Source organism: Sphaerisporangium rubeum (assembly GCF_014207705.1).
Lineage (GTDB): Bacteria > Actinomycetota > Actinomycetes > Streptosporangiales > Streptosporangiaceae > Sphaerisporangium > Sphaerisporangium rubeum.
In genome coordinates, this window is record NZ_JACHIU010000001.1 from 4,942,642 (window position 1) to 4,960,650 (window position 18,009).

At 69.5% G+C, this 18,009-nt stretch carries 11 protein-coding genes; 6 read left to right on the top strand and 5 right to left on the bottom strand.

Features of this window, described 5'->3' with window-relative positions; all coding sequences use genetic code 11:
- Positions 1-22 precede the first annotated feature (22 nt).
- Entirely contained in the window at positions 23-2,782 is a 2,760-nt protein-coding gene (locus tag BJ992_RS33890) for a helix-turn-helix transcriptional regulator (protein WP_184983656.1), read from the bottom strand.
- Positions 2,783-2,913: 131 nt separating this feature from the next.
- Here BJ992_RS33890 and BJ992_RS33895 point away from each other — a divergent pair, with 131 nt between their 5' ends.
- From BJ992_RS33895 to BJ992_RS21205, 4 genes are all read left to right on the top strand, one after another.
- Complete coding sequence (locus BJ992_RS33895; RefSeq protein ID WP_184983658.1) at positions 2,914-5,640, top strand: LuxR C-terminal-related transcriptional regulator; 2,727 nt, start codon at positions 2,914-2,916, stop codon at positions 5,638-5,640.
- Positions 5,641-5,824: 184 nt separating this feature from the next.
- A complete protein-coding gene (locus tag BJ992_RS21195; RefSeq protein WP_184983661.1) occupies positions 5,825-6,619 on the top strand; it encodes an alpha/beta hydrolase in 795 nt (264 codons plus the stop codon).
- Between the two features lie 232 nt (positions 6,620-6,851).
- Positions 6,852-7,418, top strand: coding sequence for a hypothetical protein (locus tag BJ992_RS21200; protein WP_184983662.1), 567 nt, complete (start codon positions 6,852-6,854; stop codon positions 7,416-7,418).
- Between the two features lie 347 nt (positions 7,419-7,765).
- Positions 7,766-8,431: an ATP-binding protein gene (locus BJ992_RS21205; protein WP_184983664.1), complete on the top strand. Its 666-nt coding sequence runs from the start codon at positions 7,766-7,768 to the stop codon at positions 8,429-8,431.
- A gap of 49 nt (positions 8,432-8,480) precedes the next feature.
- On the opposite strand, the gene BJ992_RS21210 is transcribed toward BJ992_RS21205, so the two are convergent.
- Positions 8,481-10,481 (bottom strand): hypothetical protein, encoded by a 2,001-nt coding sequence (locus tag BJ992_RS21210; RefSeq protein WP_184983666.1) that lies wholly within the window; start codon positions 10,479-10,481, stop codon positions 8,481-8,483.
- 356 nt (positions 10,482-10,837) lie between these two features.
- Between BJ992_RS21210 and BJ992_RS21215 the strand changes: the two genes are divergently transcribed.
- Both BJ992_RS21215 and BJ992_RS21220 read left to right on the top strand, forming a co-directional pair.
- The gene (locus BJ992_RS21215; RefSeq protein ID WP_184983668.1) at positions 10,838-11,140 is read left to right on the top strand and encodes a hypothetical protein; all 303 of its coding nucleotides are present in this window, start codon (positions 10,838-10,840) and stop codon (positions 11,138-11,140) included.
- 122 nt (positions 11,141-11,262) lie between these two features.
- Positions 11,263-15,999: an AAA domain-containing protein gene (locus tag BJ992_RS21220; protein ID WP_184983670.1), complete on the top strand. Its 4,737-nt coding sequence runs from the start codon at positions 11,263-11,265 to the stop codon at positions 15,997-15,999.
- Positions 16,000-16,046: 47 nt separating this feature from the next.
- Here the strand turns inward: BJ992_RS21220 and BJ992_RS21225 are convergent, their stop codons facing one another.
- The 3 genes from BJ992_RS21225 to BJ992_RS21235 all read right to left on the bottom strand — a co-directional run bounded on the left by BJ992_RS21225 (position 16,047) and on the right by BJ992_RS21235 (position 17,862).
- Positions 16,047-16,319: a hypothetical protein gene (locus BJ992_RS21225; RefSeq protein ID WP_184983672.1), complete on the bottom strand. Its 273-nt coding sequence runs from the start codon at positions 16,317-16,319 to the stop codon at positions 16,047-16,049.
- Positions 16,316-16,990 carry a DUF2306 domain-containing protein gene (locus BJ992_RS21230; protein WP_184983674.1) on the bottom strand — a complete coding sequence of 225 codons (675 nt, stop codon included), beginning with the start codon at positions 16,988-16,990 and terminating at the stop codon, positions 16,316-16,318. The genes BJ992_RS21225 and BJ992_RS21230 overlap by 4 nt, the downstream gene beginning before the upstream one ends.
- Before the next feature lie 143 nt (positions 16,991-17,133).
- On the bottom strand, positions 17,134-17,862 hold the full coding sequence (locus BJ992_RS21235; protein ID WP_184983676.1) for a hypothetical protein: 729 nt from the start codon (positions 17,860-17,862) through the stop codon (positions 17,134-17,136).
- Positions 17,863-18,009 lie beyond the last annotated feature (147 nt).

Genomic DNA, 18,009 nt, shown 5'->3' on the forward strand with positions numbered 1-18,009 from the left:
GGTTATGCCGAGTCACCTTGGGTCACCGGTCGCTGAGGATGGCGCCTAGTTCGGCTCGGGAGGTTATGCCGAGTTTGGGGAAGATGCGGTACAGGTGTGCGCCGATGGTGCGGTGGGAGACGTAGAGGCGTTGGCCGATCTCGCGGTTGGTCATGCCTTCCGCGACCATCTGGACGATCTGGAACTCCTGCGCGGTGAGCATGTCGCGGGCTCCGATGGGTCGTTGCTCGCTTCGTTCGCCTGAGGAGCGGAGCTGGCGGCGGGCCCGTTCGCTCCAGGGGACGGCGCCTAGTGCGTCGAAGGTCTCGCGTGCGGCGCGCAGGAGTGCTTTGGCCTGGGGTGCGCGGCGGTCGCGGCGGAGCCATTCGCCGTACGCGAGCTGGGTGTGGGCCCGGTTGAAGGGCCAGCGGACGGCGTCGGAGGCGAGGGCCTGCTCGAAGAGGGGTTCGGGGTCGTCGGACAGCAGGGGTCTGGCGAGGAGCAGGCCGGCGTGGAGTGCGGGGGACGGGGTGGTGCGGGCCACGGTCTCCATGTCGGCGAGGACGGCGCGGGCCTCGGCGGTGTTGCCGCTGTGCGCGGCGGCGTCGGCGAGTACGGCGAGGACGTGGCAGCGGATGGAGATGTGGTGGCTCGGGTCGGCGGGGTCGTGCATGCGAGCCAGGTGGTCGTAGGCCTCGGCGTATTTTCCTTCGGCGAGGGCCGCCATGCCTCGGGCCATCTGGACGGTGGCCAGCACGGGTCGTACGGTCGCGGTCAGGCTGAGTTTCTCGGCTTCGGCGGCCAGGGTCAGTGCGTGGTCGCGGTCGCCGCGGACGGCCTGCAGCAGGGACTCGGTGGACAGGGCCGTGGCGTACATGAGGGGCTGGCCGGTCTCCTTGGACAGCAGCTTGGCCTCGTGGACGGCGGGGATGGCGACGTCGAGGTCGAGGAGGAGTACGGCGCTCCAGGCCTGTGCGCACAGCGCGCGGGCCAGCAGTTGGAGGCGGCCGTTGCTCCGCAGGCCGGTGAGGGCCGCGGCGGAAAGGCGTTCGGCCAGGTCGAGGGCTCCGACGAGGACGGCGGCGGTGCCGAGGAGTCGTGCGGCCTGGGGGTCCACCACCGGCTGGGACGTGACCGTGCGCAGGCCGTCGATGACGGCGCCGCCTCGGTCGATGGGGGCCGTGTAGGCGAGGATGGCGAGCAGTTGGGGGTGGTGGGGGTCGATGGGGAGGCTTTCCGCGGCGGCTACGACACGGTCGCGGGCCTGTTGTCCTGGTTCGACCCAGAAGCAGCGGAGTGCGGCGCTCCAGAGGATGCGGAGTGCGCGTTCGGGGTCGCCTTCGGCGGCGACGGTTTCCGCCAGTTCGGCCAGGGCCAGGGGGCCTACGGCGTGGTCGCCGGTGCCGTCGTCGAAGGCGCCTTTGATCCACAGGACGCGGGTGCGTTGCTGGGGGGTGAGGTCGAGGGGTTCGGTCTGGCGCAGGAGGCGGGTCACGACGTCGTGGTTGCCGAGTTCCACCGAGACGTCGGCGGCTCTGAGGAGTCTTTCCGCGCGTCTGCGGGGGTCGTGGCTGAGTCTGGCGGCTTGTTCGAGTGCGCTCACGGCCACGGTGGCGACGCCTTTTTGCTGGGCTCTGGCGGCCATGGTGTCCAGGGACGCGGCCACTTCGTCGTCCGGTCGCGGGCTGGCGGCGGCGCGGTGCCAGGTCTCGCGGTCGGCCAGGTCGCCGGGGTTCCCGGCGGACAGCTCAGCCAGGGTGCCGGCGATGGCGGCGTGTGCGGCGTGGCGTTCGGCGAGGGTCGCGGACTGGTAGATGGCGGAGCGCATGAGGGGGTGGCGGAAGACGATGCGGCCGTGATCGGTGGCGACCAGGCGTGCGGCCACGGCGGGGGTGAGGTCCTGGTCGGTGCTGCCGGGGGTGAGGTGTGCGGCGGCGGACAGGGTCTCGGTGAGGAGGGTGGTGTCGTTGACGGCGGCCACGAGGAGGAGGGTGCGGGTGGCTTCCGGGAGGCGGGCCACCTGGGAGGTGAAGGTCTTCTCCAGGCGGGTGGTCAGGGGGAGCCAGGAGGTGCGGAGCATGGCGTCGCCGTCCAGGTCCTGCCAGGCTCTGGGGAGTTCGGTCAGTGCGAGGGGGTTGCCTGCGGCTTCGTGGAGGACGCGCTGGCGGGTTCTCGGGGTGAGGCCGGGGGACGTCGCGTCCAGGAGGGTTTCGGCGGACGTCGGGGGGATGCCGGTCAGCGGCAGGTCCGGCAGGCCGGCGTCGTCGAGGACGGTGGGGAAGCCGTCGCGGACGGCGGCGAGGAGCAGGACCGGTTCCGATTCGAGGCGGCGTGCGACGAAGGTGAGGACCTGTGCGCTGGCCTGGTCGAGCCAGTGCGCGTCGTCGACGACGAGGAGCGTACCTTGGCTGGTGGTGGCCTCGGCCAGGAGGTTCAGGGTCGCCAGCGCGACGAGGTACAGGTCGGGGACGGTGGCGTCGGTGAGGCCGAAGGCGGCGCGCAGCGGTTCGCGCTGGGGAGGCGGCAGCGTGGCGGCGTGGGACTGGAGAGGGTGCAGGAGCTGGTGCAGGCCCGCGTACGGCAGGAGGGCCTCGGACTGGACGCCGGTCGCGGTGAGGACCTTCAGGCCGCGGGTGGTGGCGAGGGTGGTGGCGGTGGCGAGCAGTGCTGACTTGCCTATGCCTGCTTCGCCTCTGACGAGGAGGCTGCCGCCTTGGTCGTGGACGCGGTCGATCATGTCGGTGAGGCGGCGGGTCTCGGTCTCACGGCCGATCAGTGACGCTGCGGACTCGCCGAAGGACATGGCTGACATGATCCCCTATTCCGAGCGAGATGCCGTTATGGTCCAACTCGTCCGGCTGTGGCCGGGCTCACCGCGATATCGCCTCATAGCTTGTCATGCTGCTTGCCGATCTCGAAGTGAAGAGGGCTGTGATGTCCGCTTACCGCGAGGATCCCTGGGACTCGTCCCAGGCTGCGGCGGGGGTTCTGGTCGGCCGGGACGAGGAACGGCAGGTCCTGGAACGGTTCACGCGTCGGGTCCGGGACGGGGTGAGCGGTGCGCTCGTGCTCGAAGGGGAGATCGGCGCGGGGAAGACGCGGCTGCTGGACCTCGCGGCCACCATGGCGGCGGACCTTCGGGTCGTGCGGGTCTCCGGGGTGGAGCCGGAGGCGGCGCTCGGGTTCGCGGCGCTGCATCGTCTGGTCGGGCCGTTCCTCGACCGGCTCGAACAGGTGCCGGGGCCGCAGCGTGACGCGTTGCGGGTGGCGTTCGGGCTGATCTCCGGGGGGCCGGTCGACCGGTTCCTCGCCGGGCTCGCGACCCTTGGGGTGCTGGCTGGGGTCGCGGCGGAACGGCCGGTCGTGTGTCTTGTCGACGACGCGCAGTGGCTTGATCGTGAGTCGGCCGAGGTGCTGGCGTTCGTGGCGCGGCGGCTGCGGGCCGAAGGGGTCGGCGTGATCCTGGCGCGGCGTGCGGCGGCCGGCGGGGACTTCTTCGAAGGGGTGCCGGTGCGTACCGTGAGCGGGCTCACCGTCGCCGAGGCGCATCGGCTGCTCGGCTCGGTCGTACGAGGGCCGCTGGACGACGGGGTGGCGCGGCGGCTCGCCGGTGAGACCGACGGCAACCCGCTGGCTCTGGTGACGCTGGCCGCCGGACTGTCGGCCGGACAGCTCGCCGGACACTCGCCGCTGCCGTCGCCGCTGCCGCTCGGCGCGCAACTTGAGACGTACCTGCTCACCAAGATCCGTGCGTTGCCGCTGGCCACGCAGGCGTTGCTGCTGGTCGCGTCGATCAGCCCGCCACAGGACCAGGGGCTGCTGTGGCGGGCCGCGTCGTCGTTCGGGCTGTCGCCGGTGGACGCCGATCCGGCGGTCGCCGAAGGGATCCTGCGGCTCGGGGACATGCTGGGAGGCAGTGTGGCGTTCCTGCATCCGCTGACGCGGTCGGCGGTGTACGGCGCGGCGCATCCCTCCGACCGGCGGCGGGCCCATGAGGCGGTGTCGGCGGCCAGTGATCCCGTCGCCGACGCCGACACGCGGGCCTGGCATCTGGCGGCGGCCACCGCCGGGACCGACGAGGACGCGGCCCGGGGGCTGGAGGCGGCGGCCGAGCGGGCTCGCGCGCGTGGCGGGTACACCTCGCAGGGGACGTTCCTCGCTCGTGCGGCCGAGTTGAGTCCTGATCCTGGTGCCGGTCGTGGCCGGATGATCGCCGCTGGACATGCCTTCCTGGTGGCGGGGGACGTCGCGGCGGCTCGGCGGCTGCTTGAGCGGGCCGGCGAAGGTCACCTGCCGGTGGTGCTGCGGGCTCGGGCTCAACGGCTTCGGGCCGCTGTGGACTTCGCGGTGGAACGGCCGACGCGGGTGCCGGCTGATCTGCTCGACGCCGTGGCCACGCTCGGTGCGGCGGACAGAGAGCCGGCGCGGGAAGCGCTGACGTCCGCCGTGGTCGCCGGCCGGTACACCACCGGTACCACGCTTGAGGCCGTGGCTCGTGCCGCGCTCGCCGTCCAGCCTGCCGACCTGGTCGTGCGTGCCGTGGCCACGCGGGTCGGTGAGGGGTATCTAGCCTCGGTGTCGTTGCTGAGGGACGCGCTCGGTGCGGAGCCGCAGGCCGTTCTCGGGGGTCTTCTGGCGGAAGAGGTGTGGGACGAGGAGGGCCGGCACGCGTTCCTCACGCGGCTCGCGGGGGTCGAGCGGGACAACGGTGCGCTCGGCGCGCTCAAGCTCACGCTCGCGGGGCTCGCCGACGGTGAAGTGTGGGCCGGACAGTTCCACGTCGCGCGAGCGCACCACGAGGAGATCGCCACGCTGGACGCCATGACCGGGACGGCGGCCCCCGGGCTCACCACGCGGATCGAACTGCTGGCCTGGCAAGGCGCCGAAGCGGAGGCACGTGAGGTGGCGGCCACGCTCATCCAGGTCGTCGGCAAGGAGCAGGGAGTCGCCGTCGCGGCGGACCACGCGGCGCTCGCCATGACCGTGCTGGAACTCAGCCTCGGCAACTACCGCGACGCCTACGACCAGGCGGCGTCGCTGTACCGCCACGACCCCCTCGGCCACGGCAACCGCGCGCTCGCCGACATGGTCGAAGCCGCCGTACGCGCCGGCGAACCCGACGCCGCGCGGGACGCGCTCGCGCGGCTCGCCGGACGGGCCCCCGCCGCCGCGACCCCATGGGCCCTGGGGCTGCTGGCCCGGTCGCAGGCGCTCCTGACGTCCGACCCCGAGCCGCCGTACCGGGAGGCGCTCGACCACCTCGGCCGTACGCAGATGGTCACCGAGCTGGCGCGGACCCACCTGCTGTACGGCGAATGGCTGCGCCGCCACCGGCGCCGCACCGAGGCCCGCACCGAACTGCGGACCGCTTACAAACTGTTCACCTCGATGGGTGCGTCGCTCTTCGCCGACCGGTCCCGCGTCGAACTCGCCGCCACCGGCGAACACGCCACCCCGAGAACCACCACCCCCACCGAGGCCCTCACCCCCCAGGAAGCCCAGATCGCGGCCCTCGCCGCCACCGGCGCTACCAACGCGGAGATCGCGACCCGCCTGTTCATCACCACCTCGACCGTCGAATACCACCTCACCAAGATCTACCGAAAACTCCGCCTCACCTCCCGCCGCCAACTCACCAAACCCGACCCCTCCACCCCCTGACCCGACAACCCCACCACTCAACCGACCGAACCCGACCCCTCCGCCTCACCCTGCGCCGCCAACTGGCCAGACCCGACCTCTCCACCTCCTGACCCCAGCAGGACTGGGGTGTTTCCCTGATGCGCCACCCCCTCGCGCCACGGTCCGATCGAACCGACATAGTCCTACCGAGAGGGAAGGCATCATGCCTGCGTACCCCGTCATCTTCATCCACGGCCTGTGGCTGCACGCCAGCTCCTGGGACCCCTGGATCACCCTGTTCACCGAACGCGGCTACGACCCCAGCGCACCTGGCTGGCCCGGCGACCACGCCACCGTCCAGGAGACCCGCGACGACCCCGACAGCATCGCCGGCCACGGCATCGACGACGTCGTCGAGCACTACGCCGCCATCATCACCGCACTGCCGGTCCGGCCCATCCTCATCGGCCACTCCTTCGGCGGCATGATCGCGCAGAAACTCCTCGGCATGGACCTCGGCGCCGCCGCCGTCGCCATCGACGCCGCACAGATCAAAGGCGTCCTCCCCGTCCCCCTGACCGCACTCCGCTCAGCCCTCCCCGTCTTCAAGAACCCCGCCAACGCACACCGCGCCGTCTCCCTCACCTCCGAACAGTTCCGCTACGCCTTCGGCAACGCCATCCCCGTCGAAGAATCCGACGCTCTCTACAACCGCTGGTCCATCCCGGCCCCCGGCAAACCTCTCTTCGAGGCAGCCACCGCCAACTTCAACCCCCACTCCCCCGCCAAGGTCAACACCAGCAACCAGGGCCGCGGCCCCCTCCTGCTCATGACCGGCGGCCAGGACCACACCGTCCCAGAAGCCGTGACCCGCGCCACCCTCAAGCAGTACCGCCACTCCACCGCAGTCACCGACATCATGGAATTCCCCGACCGGGCCCATTCCCTCACCATCGACCACGGCTGGCAGGAAATAGCCGAAGCAGCCCTGGCCTGGCTCAAGAACCAGTCCCTCTGACGTCGGAGACGGTCCGCTGTGGCAGTGAACCTGTGGGTTGCCGCCGGTGTCAGCGAACCCCCCGGACCGGCGACCGCGCAGGCCAAGTCGGATATCACCGACTTGGTGCACTCCGCAGAACTGGTTGAGGCCGCCGTCGGCGGCCTCAACAGGTTCGAACGCTCCACCACAACCCAGCACTGCACACGCTATGTAGCCATACCACTCACTTGAGTTACGGCATGATGGCTCCATGCATCCCCCCGCATCTCCCTTGGCCGGATTCATCGACGAATCGGTACACACCGACGTCTGCCTGTACGTGGTCGGCCTCGTGCTGGCCGATCCCGGCGTCACTGAGGAGGTGCGGAAACTGCTGTGCGCGGTCATTCCGACGGCACGTCCACCGCACTGGTCGAAAGAAGACAAGCAGACCCGCGCAGCACTGATCCGCGAAGTGGCGGCTCTGCCGATCTCGGCCCGGGTGTACGGCTGCCGGTACGAACGACCCAAACGCAAAGAGGCCGCACGCTCTCGCGCACTCACCTGGCTGGTGCAGGAGCTTCCGCGCTCAGTCCGGTGTCTGGTGCTCGCGGAACGCGAAGCAAGCCAAGACAGGCATGATCGCCGAGTTCTCGGCGGACTGGCGGGCCGAGCCCCGGCCTTCACCTACAGCCACGCACCAATCGCGAAGGAACCGCTCCTATGGGCGGCCGATGTGATCGTCAGCAGTACGGCCAAAGCACTCGCTCGTCGCGAGGACCCCAGGACACAAGGGCTGGGAAGGATCCTGACACACGTCGGCTGCGAACCTCGCTGACCTGCCGAAACGCGAAAGCCGGGCCACCACCTGCGGAGGTTAACCCGGCTCCACTTCATGACTCCGAGCGAGCCATGCAACACCTATAGTAGCCAGCCGACACCCCCTGTCAACCTGCTTCCTCGACACGACGGTAGAGCGCACGCCACACCACGACCCCCACCACATGATCCCGCCACCCCCGTCGATCAGCGCGATACGTCCCGGTTCGAACGACCAAAGATCGCCCGGTTGACGACCCCCGCCAAGCCTGTTCCAGGATCAACACCGCCCCTTCGCCGTACGCTCCGCACGCCGAACGGCCTTTCCTGATGTGCACCGTCACCCAGCGCGAACGGAGCACAGTCATGCCGTCCCCCGACGACATCCTCCTCGGCGTCCCGTCCCCGGAACCCTCCGCTACCTCCACTGGCGAGTACCGCCACGACATCCAGGTCCTCGTGAAGGTCCTGACCCCCGGCACGGCGGCACGGAACGCACGTGCCGTCGTCCAGGACGTACTCCAGCGCGCCGGCCTGACCCCCGACGCCGTCGCCGACGCCGAGATCGTCGTCGGCGAGCTGGCCGCGAACGCCGAACGCCACGGCCGACAGCCGTACGAACTGCGCCTGTTCCGCATCGACGGCACACCGGCCTGGTGCGAGGTCGTGGACGCCGACCCCTCCCCCGAGAAGATCCGCGACACCTTCCACCGCCTCGCCACCCTCCCCACCCCCGACCCGGCCCCCTTGGCCGAGAACGGCCGCGGCCTCCTGCTGGCCCACGAACTCACCGAAGGCCACTGCCACGCCTACTGGACCACCACAACCACCACCGGCACCCTCGCCAAAGCCGTAGCCTTCGCCCTCCCCACCCCCACCGGGACCCGCCTGACCCCTGACACCCTCCCCAACCTGCGTCCGACGCTGGCTCGCCTGCGCCGAGCACGGCTCAATCGTCCAGGACTGACGGCGGCCATCCCGGTGATCGGCTCGACCTCGTCGCCACCTGTGCAGAGAGCCGAAAGCGAATGAACCTCGCGCGCCTCCCGATGACCGGCGACCGCAGTCGGTGGTTCAGCGGTCAGTTCGTCAGGGTGTTAGGAAGATGGTCCCCCACGTACCCGACCCAGATCTTCCCGGTGGCGCCGCCTGAGTCGTCGTAGAAGTGGATGCGTGGCGCCGGGTGGCCGCCTTGGCGGAGTTTGATGTGTGCCTCCATCAGCACCTTGCCGGCCGGGTTCACCTCTTTGGGGACGGGGAACGTGCGGCTCGTGCTGTACCTGCCGTTCGTGTGCACGGATTTGGACTCGCTCATGGCGACCATGCCGGCGGGGATGGTGACCTCGGCGGCGGCGCTCATGCACCACTGGAGGAAGCCGCCGGAGAACTCCCCCGACGACCTGGCCTCGGCGAAGGCGTTCAGGGCTCGTAACGAGTCCCAGAGTTTGGCGGCCCAGACGCCGGCGAGAGTGGGGAAGGCAAGGTCGAGTTTGGTGGCCGCCGCGTCGGTGTCGCCTATCGTCACACGCGTGAGGGTGTCGCGGGCCATGGTCACGGCGTCCATGAGGTTGTCCGGCTCGAAGTCGGGTTCATTGGTGGCCGTGCCGTTCGGGGGCTGGGTGGACGCGGCCAGCCTGGTTTCGAGCCAGCGCACCCGTCTTTCTAGTTTGCGTGCGCTCGCCATGGCTTCGGCGTATTCGGTCTGGAGGTTCTCGTGCTCGGCGCGGAGATGTTCCAGTTCGGGGTCCACGCCGTTCACGCCGTTGGAGGAGGCCGGCCGGCCGGGGTGTGGACGGGTGAGCACGGCGTCGCGCAGGCCGTCCAGGTGTGCGCCGAGGGTGCGCATGTGGCGACGCAGGTCGCCGGTGTCCGGAGCGTTCACTGCCGCCTTGACGGCGAGGTCGAGTGCGGCCTCCAGGTCGCCGCGCAGGTCGTTGAGGACGATTCGCGCGACTGTGCGCGCGAACTCGTCGGTGTCCGGGACCGGTGCGTGCTGGGACGGCCGCGGATCCTGGTCTGCGGGCTCACTGTCGGCTGCCGGCGGGGGAGGCGTCTCGTCCTGGACCGGCTCGTCGGTGGTGGCGGCCTCAGTCGTCACGCCGGTGCCGCGGCGTACGGTGAGGGCCATCATCCTGCGGTACATGTCCTGTTTGTCGAGGTCGCCGAGGGTCGGCCGTGGCGCCAGGACCTCATGGATGTCCGCAGGGGCCGCCTTGCCGGCGATGATCTGGGAGACCTTGCCGATGGCACGCCGGACGTCATCGGGGAGCTCACGGTACGCGGTGTCGCCGACGGCGCCGCCTGCGATCACGTCGAGCGCCTCGTCGCCTCGGGAACGCAGCGGACCGGGTCCCGTCCACCGGTGCCGGGTCGGGTAACGCTCGGTCTTCGGGTCGAACGGCGCCAGGTAGGTGCGGATGGCGCCGGCGAACACCCCCAGCTCGGAGCCGAGGACCGTGTTGAAGCGGTGCTCGGCGCGCGCGTCGGCGAGTCGCACCACCAGCCCGGCCCCCGCGGTCGCGGCGGCGAGATGGTCGGCCCTCGCTCGCGCGGCCTGCTGGTCCTTCGGGTCGTCGGTGACGACGATCAGCGGCACACGGCGGTCGCGCGCCGTCAGCGTGTCGATCAACCGGGGGACGTCATGCTCGTCGACGATGTCCGGTGTGTCCGTGAGGTCGACCGCACCGTCCGTGACCTGGCCTTTCCGCAGATACTCGGGAAGGAACCCCGGCGCGTGCCCCGCACCCGTCACGCCGGTCTCCTCGACCGTGACGGTCACCCAGCCGGCCATCCCCTGGATGGCTTCGTGATAGACGATCCGGGTGCGTAACAGCGCATCCCCGATCGACTCCTCGATGCGATAACGGCCGCAGTCACCTTTTCGCTCGCTTCTGGCTCGTGTGCCGTCGGCTTCGAGGTCCTGCTGAGGTCTCCCCGCGTCCAGAGGCGGCAGCCCTTTCCCGGCGAGCCACCCGCCGACGCTGCCACGCAGCCGGATGGAGATGGGTGCGGTCTTGTGCCGCAGGACGGCCGGCTTGTCACGCAGGACCGCTTGGTACAGGCGAGTGCTGTTCGGGGGCATGAGGACGCACGCTATCCAGACAAAGTCGGGGGAACGTTTCCCAAAGGGGGTGAAGTTGGCCTGTTTCACATTTAGCGGATGTGAATAAAGCCCACGAGAAACCTTAGCCTCCCTGGCTTTCGTCGTGCCTCGAATCCCAAAGGTCACACCGACCGGTATCTGGCCTGGTCCCCCTGGCGCAACCGGCCGGGCCCGCGACTCTTGGCCATGCGAGGCAAGCGGTCACAAGCAGCGCATTCGTAGCGAAGATCGACGCCGCCGCGCGGGCCCACTTCACAGCGGACGAGTATGCGTCCGCAGCGGCCGCAGTCGTCGCCGAGCTGTCCGGTTCCCGGCGCCACACCCATGTGTCGCCGTTGAGCGCGGTGGACTGCGTCGGCGAAAGCGGGAAGGTGCGTCAGCGCTTGACGGACCTCCTTGGCGAGTTTCATCTCCAGGCCGCTACCCATGCCGCCTCGCTCCTCGCACCTGCTCAGAAACCGTCGAAGTCGGCACGGCGCCGAGCAAACGATCATCGTTGGTGGCAGCTTGTTCTCGTCGCCAGACGGCTATTTGCGACAAAAGGGTTACAAGACGTCCTTGAGCTCTCCCAGTCAGACGATAAAGGATTTATTGCCTGTTTCCGGCGCTTTTTGGGCGAGCGCCTGCGCACGGATTGATACGAGATTCAACCGTTACGCCGTTCCCGGCCCTCCGTGCGGAGCGTGTGGCTACGATCCCCCACTGTGACGCGCAGGGGCCGGCAGCTGACGACGGCCCATCGGCCTGGAGGAGGATTCGCATGGACCGGTCACCGTCCCGTGCACGTGACCCTCGGCTCGTCGGTGACACGGCGCGACTGGTGGAGTTCCTGCGTGACCTCGCGGCAGGCCGGCGGGCTCCCATCCGGGACCTTCGCGAGCACAACGAGGTGTTGTGGCTGGCCGAGTTGCCGGAGAACGTCCAAGCCAGCCGGACAGCCGGCCTCGGTGAAGTGGTGTTCTCCGTCGAGCATGAGCCGAGTGTGCTTCCGCCTGCCGCGCCTGGGGTGCTGAACGGGTGGCTGCGGCGCGGGGAGGTCGCCGACCCGGAGGTGGACGCGCCGACGCTCGGGGAGCAGGGGCCGGGGAAGGTCACGGAGACCGGTGCGGACGGCGAGCCCAGAGTCCGGCCGGAGCGTCAGGACGAGCGGCCCGATGTGGTCGCGGCGTACGCTCAGTGGCTGCCTGGTTGGCGCAAGTGGGCCGGTGAGGAGCGTCAGCGAAGGCACCGGCAGTCCTGGCACCGGAACCTGTACTCCGTTCACACCCAGCTCGGCCGGCTTGAGGACGAGCTGGAGTTGGTGCTCGCGGTCGGCCTGTTGTCGTGGATCGCTCCAAACGACACCCGTGTGCGGGACCACCTGATCCGTACGCGGGTTCATCTGCACCTGGACCCGGACACCGAGCGCATCGACGTCGTGCTCGGTGAGACCGCTCCGGCTCTGCACGATCGTGAGTTACTCGCCGACCTTCCCGGTGTGGACTTCATGCGCGGTCAGCGCCTGCGGCAGCGTGTGCGTGAAGGGGAAGGCGTCGGGTTGCAGGACTCGGCGGTGGACGTGCTGAAGTCCTGGTGTGACCGCGGGCTGGAGACGGCGGCCGGGTACCGGGACGTATGGGAGCCGTCACAGGGACCGATGGCCCAGGCGGAGGTACGGCTCGCACCGGCGCTGGTGTTGCGCAAGCGCGACCGGGGGACGCTGATCTCTTACTACAACACCATGTTGGACACCTTGACCGGCCCGGATCCGCAGGCGCCGCTGGGCTTCGCGCAGTTGGTCGGCGCCTTGGAACCCGCGGAACGCATGGAGTTCCTGCGTGAGCGCGGCACCGCCTCTCGCGGCACGATCGGGGACGATCCCCTGTTCCCGCTGCCCGCCAACCCCGAGCAGCGCGACATCATGAAGCGGCTACGTGGGGACAACGGGGTCGTCGTCCAGGGGCCGCCGGGAACAGGGAAGACGCACAGCATCGCCAATCTGCTGTCCGCGCTGCTCGCGCAGGGCCAGCGGGTGCTGGTCACCAGCCAGAAGGCTCAGGCGCTGCAGGTACTCAGAGACAAACTCCCTGATGAGATCGCCAAGCTGTGCGTGTCGATGACCGACCTCGGACGCGGCGGGTCGCCGGAGCTGGAAAGCGGCATCAAGGCGCTGTCCAGCCGGTTCTCGGGTTTCGACGCCGCGCGGCAGGCGAAGGTCATCACCGAGAAGCGACAGCAGCTCCACGCGGTGCGCGGCAAGGTCGCCGGTCTCACCGAGCGCGTCCGCGCGCTGCGCGAGTCGGAGACCTATCAGCACCCGGAGGTGGCTCCCGGATACGCCGGGACGCTCGCCGCGATCGTACGGCGGCTGCGTGAGGAGGAGGCGCGGTGCTCGTGGATGCCGCTGCCACCCGCCGACGCGCCGGCCACGCCGCCGTTGTCCGTCGGTGAGGCCGCCGAGCTGGCCGAGTTACTGGCGTCCGAGACACCTCAGCGGCGTGCGCGTCCCGCGCAACGCATCCCTGACGTGGCCTCCCTTCCAGGCGTGGACACAGTGCGGGGACTGGTCGCCGCGGAACAGGCCGCGCGACACCTCGCGTTGGAGGCCCGCACGGAGGTGTCGGCGCGACTGGAACACGTCGATGTCACCGTGCTCACCCATCTCCACCAGGTGGCGGACGACGTGACCCGGCTGCTGCGGGAACTGGGGCTGCCTGAGAACGTACAGAGATGGGACTCCGGTGACTGGACGGTTCGTGCCCTGAGAGATCTTCTGGTCGGCCGGGAGACGATGCTCTGGGATCAGCTCGCCGCGCACGCGAGGCGTCTCACCGACGCGCGGCGCGCGGTCGACACGCTGGGTTTCCGCACGGTCGAGCACTCCTCGTCGCAGGTGGCAGGCGGAGCCGTCCTGCAGTCCGCGCGCATGCTGCACGACCATCTCGCCGCCGGGAACCAGCTCAAGCGCGGTCCGTTCCGGCCCGCCGTGCAGAAGCAGGCGGAACCCTGGCTGAACACCACTCTGGTCGACGGTGTCACCCCGTCCACACCCGAGCTGCTCGCACTGGTCATCGCGGATCTTGAGGGCCGGGCCGCCGTCGGCGAGCTGTCACGCGGCTGGTCACTGGTAGGCGTACAGATCTCCGCCGACCTGCCGCTGCAGCGCGCGGTGGCTCAGCTCACCGAGGCTTACGGCAAGCTGGAGAAGATCCGGCGGATCGGGGTCGCGGTGGCCGAGTCCACCGCGCGACTCGTCCGCGCCGGAGTCCACCTGCCGCTGCACACCCCGGAGGCCTGGGTCGAGTACGCCTCCGCGCTTCGCGCCGTACGCCTGGTCGTCGAGGCCGAGCAGGCGACCGAGCAACTCAAGTCCCTGTACGCGAAGCTGCACCAGGAGATCACCTCAGGCCCCGCGGCACCGGAACTGAACGAGGCCGCACACGCGGTGGCCGCACGTGACGCGACGACCTACCAGCTCTGTCTCAACGCACTGGCCAGCGCGCACAGTGAACTCGCCGACCAGCGGCGGTGCGACCATCTGGCCGGACTGCTGCGCGCCACCCATCCGGCGCTGCTCGAACTTCTCAGGGAGGGACGATGGCGGCCGGAGTTCTCCACCTGGGACCGTGCCTGGGCCTGGGCCAAGGCGCAGACGTTCTTCAACGAACAGAGACGGCCCGGCTTGGAGCAGCAACTGGAAGCCGACCTCGAGGCCGCGACCGCGCGGAGTCTGCGCGTCACCGCGGAACTCGCCGCGGAACAGGCGTGGGAGGCCGCGCTCAGCAGGATGAACACGCGGCAGACGACGGCACTGAAGGCGTACCAGGACCACATGTCCAAACTCGGCAAGGGGACCGGGAAGCACGCCGAGCGGTACCGCACGTACGCTCGTGAGGCCATGGCCGACGCACGGGACGCCGTACCCGCCTGGATCATGCCGCTACGCCAGGTCCTTGAGTCGATCCCACCGGACCGCGACTCCTTCGACGTCGTCATCGTGGACGAGGCCAGCCAGGCAGGCATCGACGCCTTGTTCCTGCTGTGGCTCGCGCCGCGGGTCATCGTGGTCGGCGACGACAAGCAGTGTGCTCCCTCGGCCGTCCGCCACGGTGAGCTGGACCCCATTTTCGCCAAGCTCACGACCTACCTGCCGGACATGCCGGCCTATCTGCGAGGGGCGTTCACCCCGAACTCCAGCCTGTTCGACCTGCTGGCGACCCGGTTCGGCTCGGTGCTGCGCCTCAAGGAACACTTCAGGTGCATGCCGGAGATCATCGACTTCTCGTCCCGCCAGTTCTACGCAGACGATCCACTGGTGCCGCTGCGCCAGTTCGGCGCGGACCGGCTGACGCCGCTGAAGGCCGTACGCGTCACCTCGGCGTACACAGAAGGCTCGGACACACGGCTGCGTAACCCCGTGGAAGCCGAAGCCGTCGTCGAGAAGATCCTCGAATGCGCCGACGACCCCACCTATGACGGCAAGACCTTCGGTGTCGTCGTCCTTCAGGGCTCCGGCCAGGTGAACCTCATCCACAACATGCTGCTGGACCGGATGGACGCCAAGGAGTGGACCAGACGGCGGTTACGTGTCGGCACGCCACCGGACTTCCAAGGTGACGAGCGCGACGTGGTGTTCCTCTCCATGGTGGTCGCGGAGAAACGGTCCGCGCTGACCAGCACCGAGGCGCAGCGCAGGTTCAACGTGGCGGCCTCGCGCGCCAAGGACCAGATGTGGCTGTTCCACTCGGTCAGCCCGGATCTGCTGTCGCCTACCTGCCTTCGTCGCTCGCTGCTCACGTACATGACCAATCCCCCTGCGCCGCTGCTGTCACACACCCTGGACGACGTGACACCGCACGACCGGCACAAGGACTTCGACTCGCTCTTCGAGCAGCGGGTGTACCTGCGGATCCGCGAACGCGGCTACCACGTGGTCCCGCAGTTCGAGGTCAACGGCCGCCGGATCGACCTGGTGGTGAGCGGCGCCAAGGGCCGCATCGCGGTGGAGTGCGACGGCGACCACTGGCACGGCACACCTGAGCAACGAGAGAACGACCTCGACCGCGAACGCGAACTGAAGCGCGCCGGCTGGCGCTTCTGGCGCGTACGCGAAAGCGAGTTCTCCTTCGACCCGGACAAGGCTTTGCTGCCCCTGTGGGACGAACTCAGCAGACGTGGCATCACCCCCGGCCAGGCGCAGCAGACCGGGACAGACGCTTCACGTGAGCCGGCCTGGAGCGCGGTGGAACTTCCCACGGACGCCGCGCCATCGGCCGATCAGGAAATCTGGGAACCCGAGTTCACGCACCCGGACATCCGGGTCGACGGCATTGAGCCCGCTCTCACCTCGCTGAGTCCGTCCGGCTCCTTCTCCCCCACTCTCACGGAGACACACCGGATCCGGACATGGGCACGCGGCCGCGGCTACACCGTCGGCGAACGCGGACGGCTACCGGCCCATCTGATCGAGGAATACGACCAGGCCCACAGGATCCGGCCGCGAGACAACGACTCCTGACCGGCAGACCGTTGCGTCCCCGCATCCTCACAACCGAACGAACCCCCTCACACCTGACGGTCCTCTGAGCACCGGACGGACCCGCTGGTAGCCGGTGGGGATGGGGGCTGTGGGGCTCGGGTCACGGCGATGAGGGTGAGGCCGAGGTCGCGGATCTTGGCGAGGAGTCCGTGGAGGTGGGCCTGGTCGGTCACCGGGCCGGTCAGGGAGGTGGTGGCGTCGTCGTTGTGGGTCACGGTCATGCCGGCCAGCCAGGTGGACCAGTGGTCGTCCAGGTGGCCTTGCACCTGGATGGTGTAGGTGGGATGGTTCGTGGTCATGGTCGGAGGGCTGTGGTGGGCTTCTGGCGGTGGATGGCCCACTCGGCTACGGCGAGGTTGATGACCCACGCGGCTGCTTTGGACAGGTCGGCGACGAGGACGCTGTGGCCGAAGACGGCGCCTCCTATGCCTTCGGTGAAGGCCTGGGTGCCGGCGGCGAGGGCCAGTGCGTAGGCGCGGATCATCCAGGCGCGGTGGGAGGTGAAGGCGCGGCGGCGGGCCGCGGTGAAGCCGAGTACGAGGCAGGCGGTCATCGCTGTGCCGGCGACCAGGCGGGAGGCGAAAAGCAGGTCGCCGGTGCCTGGTTTGGTGGGGTACGTCAGGGTCATCCAGAGGGCTGAGGTGGCGACGACCAGGCCGGCGGCCACCAGGAGGCGGCCGGTGCGGCGGTGCCATCGGGGGTGGCTGCGGCGGAAGCGCGGGACGAACTGGAGTGCGCCGGCGAGTGCGTAGACGACGCTGCCGGTGATGTGTGCCGCCACGGGGATCGGGACGGTGTCGAAGCGGTGGTCGGCGGGGATGAGTTCGGGGCCGCCGGCGAGTTGGAGCAGGCGGAGGGTTCCTGCGATCAGGGGGACGGCGGCGAGCAGGACGAGAGCGGCAGCGAGGCGCCAACCGCTGCGTGCACGAGGGCGGCGGGCCGGGTTGCCGGTGAGCAGCGGAGTGGTCATCGGACGGCCTGTTCGACGGGGAGGGGTGGGGGTGGTCATCGGACCGCCTGCCGAGGACGGGGTGGCTGCGCTGTGAAGGGACGGGGAGGTCATCGGACCGCCTGCCGAGGACGGGGTGGCTGCGCTGTGAAGGGATGGGGAGGTCATCGGACGGAGGCGGAGCGGCCGGCGGGGACGACCTGAGTGGTGGCTGGGCTTATGTGCCTTACGCGCCACAGGGAGAGGCCGAGGCCGATCAGTGCGATTCCGGTCGGTACGGCGAACGGACGGTTGAAGGCGTCAGGTAGTACCGACAAGGCGAGGGCGGAGGTCGTGGCGACGGCGAGCAGGGCCGCGGCCCAGCGTGCGAGTTCGGCGGCGCGGAACAGGGCGATGCCGAAGAGGAGGCCGCCGAGTGAGTAGCCGATGCCGGACAGGAGGAACAGTTCGTGGAGGTGGCCGATCTGGCCGCTCGCGGGGCCGCCTACGGCCTCTTCGATGACGTTCTGGACGTAGGCGGGGTCGGTGCGGGCCACGATGGGGAGGACGTAGCCGACGACGCATTCGATGGCGAACAGGGCCAGGTAGCCGATGGTCAGCAGCAGGTAGCCCGTGAGGCCGAGTACACCTAGTCGGTGGCGCTGGTGGAGGAACATGCCGGTGAAGCCGGTTAGGGCCAGGACGGCCATGACGGCTTTCGCGGTCTCACGGATCAGAAGCTCGGTGGTGACGATGTGTGTGACGTCGGCCGGGGGGTGGTTGATCTGGACGCCGATGAAGATGGCGCCGGCGGTGGCCGCGCAGAGTCCGGTGGTGGCGGTCAGGCCTTTGGTGGTGAGGTTCATGTCGGGTTTCCTGTTCCGGTCGGGGTCGCGGGGGTGGCGTCCCGTCATGTCCCAGACGTTAGGAATCGACGTGGTGAGTCCACATCATCCGATCGGGTGACCGGGATGGTGATTCTCGGTCCTCACCCGCCGGTTGGTGGCGCGGCCTTCGTGGGTCCTTATCGGCCGATCGGGTGAGGATTTGGCAGCCCTTCG

Coding starts and splice junctions, on each gene's coding strand:
- BJ992_RS33890 (WP_184983656.1), bottom strand. CDS start 2,782: ATGTCCTTCGGCGAGTCCGCAGCGTCACTGATCGGCCGTGAGACCGAG.
- BJ992_RS33895 (WP_184983658.1), top strand. CDS start 2,914: ATGTCCGCTTACCGCGAGGATCCCTGGGACTCGTCCCAGGCTGCGGCG.
- BJ992_RS21195 (WP_184983661.1), top strand. CDS start 5,825: ATGCCTGCGTACCCCGTCATCTTCATCCACGGCCTGTGGCTGCACGCC.
- BJ992_RS21200 (WP_184983662.1), top strand. CDS start 6,852: ATGCATCCCCCCGCATCTCCCTTGGCCGGATTCATCGACGAATCGGTA.
- BJ992_RS21205 (WP_184983664.1), top strand. CDS start 7,766: ATGCCGTCCCCCGACGACATCCTCCTCGGCGTCCCGTCCCCGGAACCC.
- BJ992_RS21210 (WP_184983666.1), bottom strand. CDS start 10,481: ATGCCCCCGAACAGCACTCGCCTGTACCAAGCGGTCCTGCGTGACAAG.
- BJ992_RS21220 (WP_184983670.1), top strand. CDS start 11,263: ATGGACCGGTCACCGTCCCGTGCACGTGACCCTCGGCTCGTCGGTGAC.
- BJ992_RS21225 (WP_184983672.1), bottom strand. CDS start 16,319: ATGACCACGAACCATCCCACCTACACCATCCAGGTGCAAGGCCACCTG.
- BJ992_RS21230 (WP_184983674.1), bottom strand. CDS start 16,990: ATGACCACTCCGCTGCTCACCGGCAACCCGGCCCGCCGCCCTCGTGCA.
- BJ992_RS21235 (WP_184983676.1), bottom strand. CDS start 17,862: ATGACGGGACGCCACCCCCGCGACCCCGACCGGAACAGGAAACCCGAC.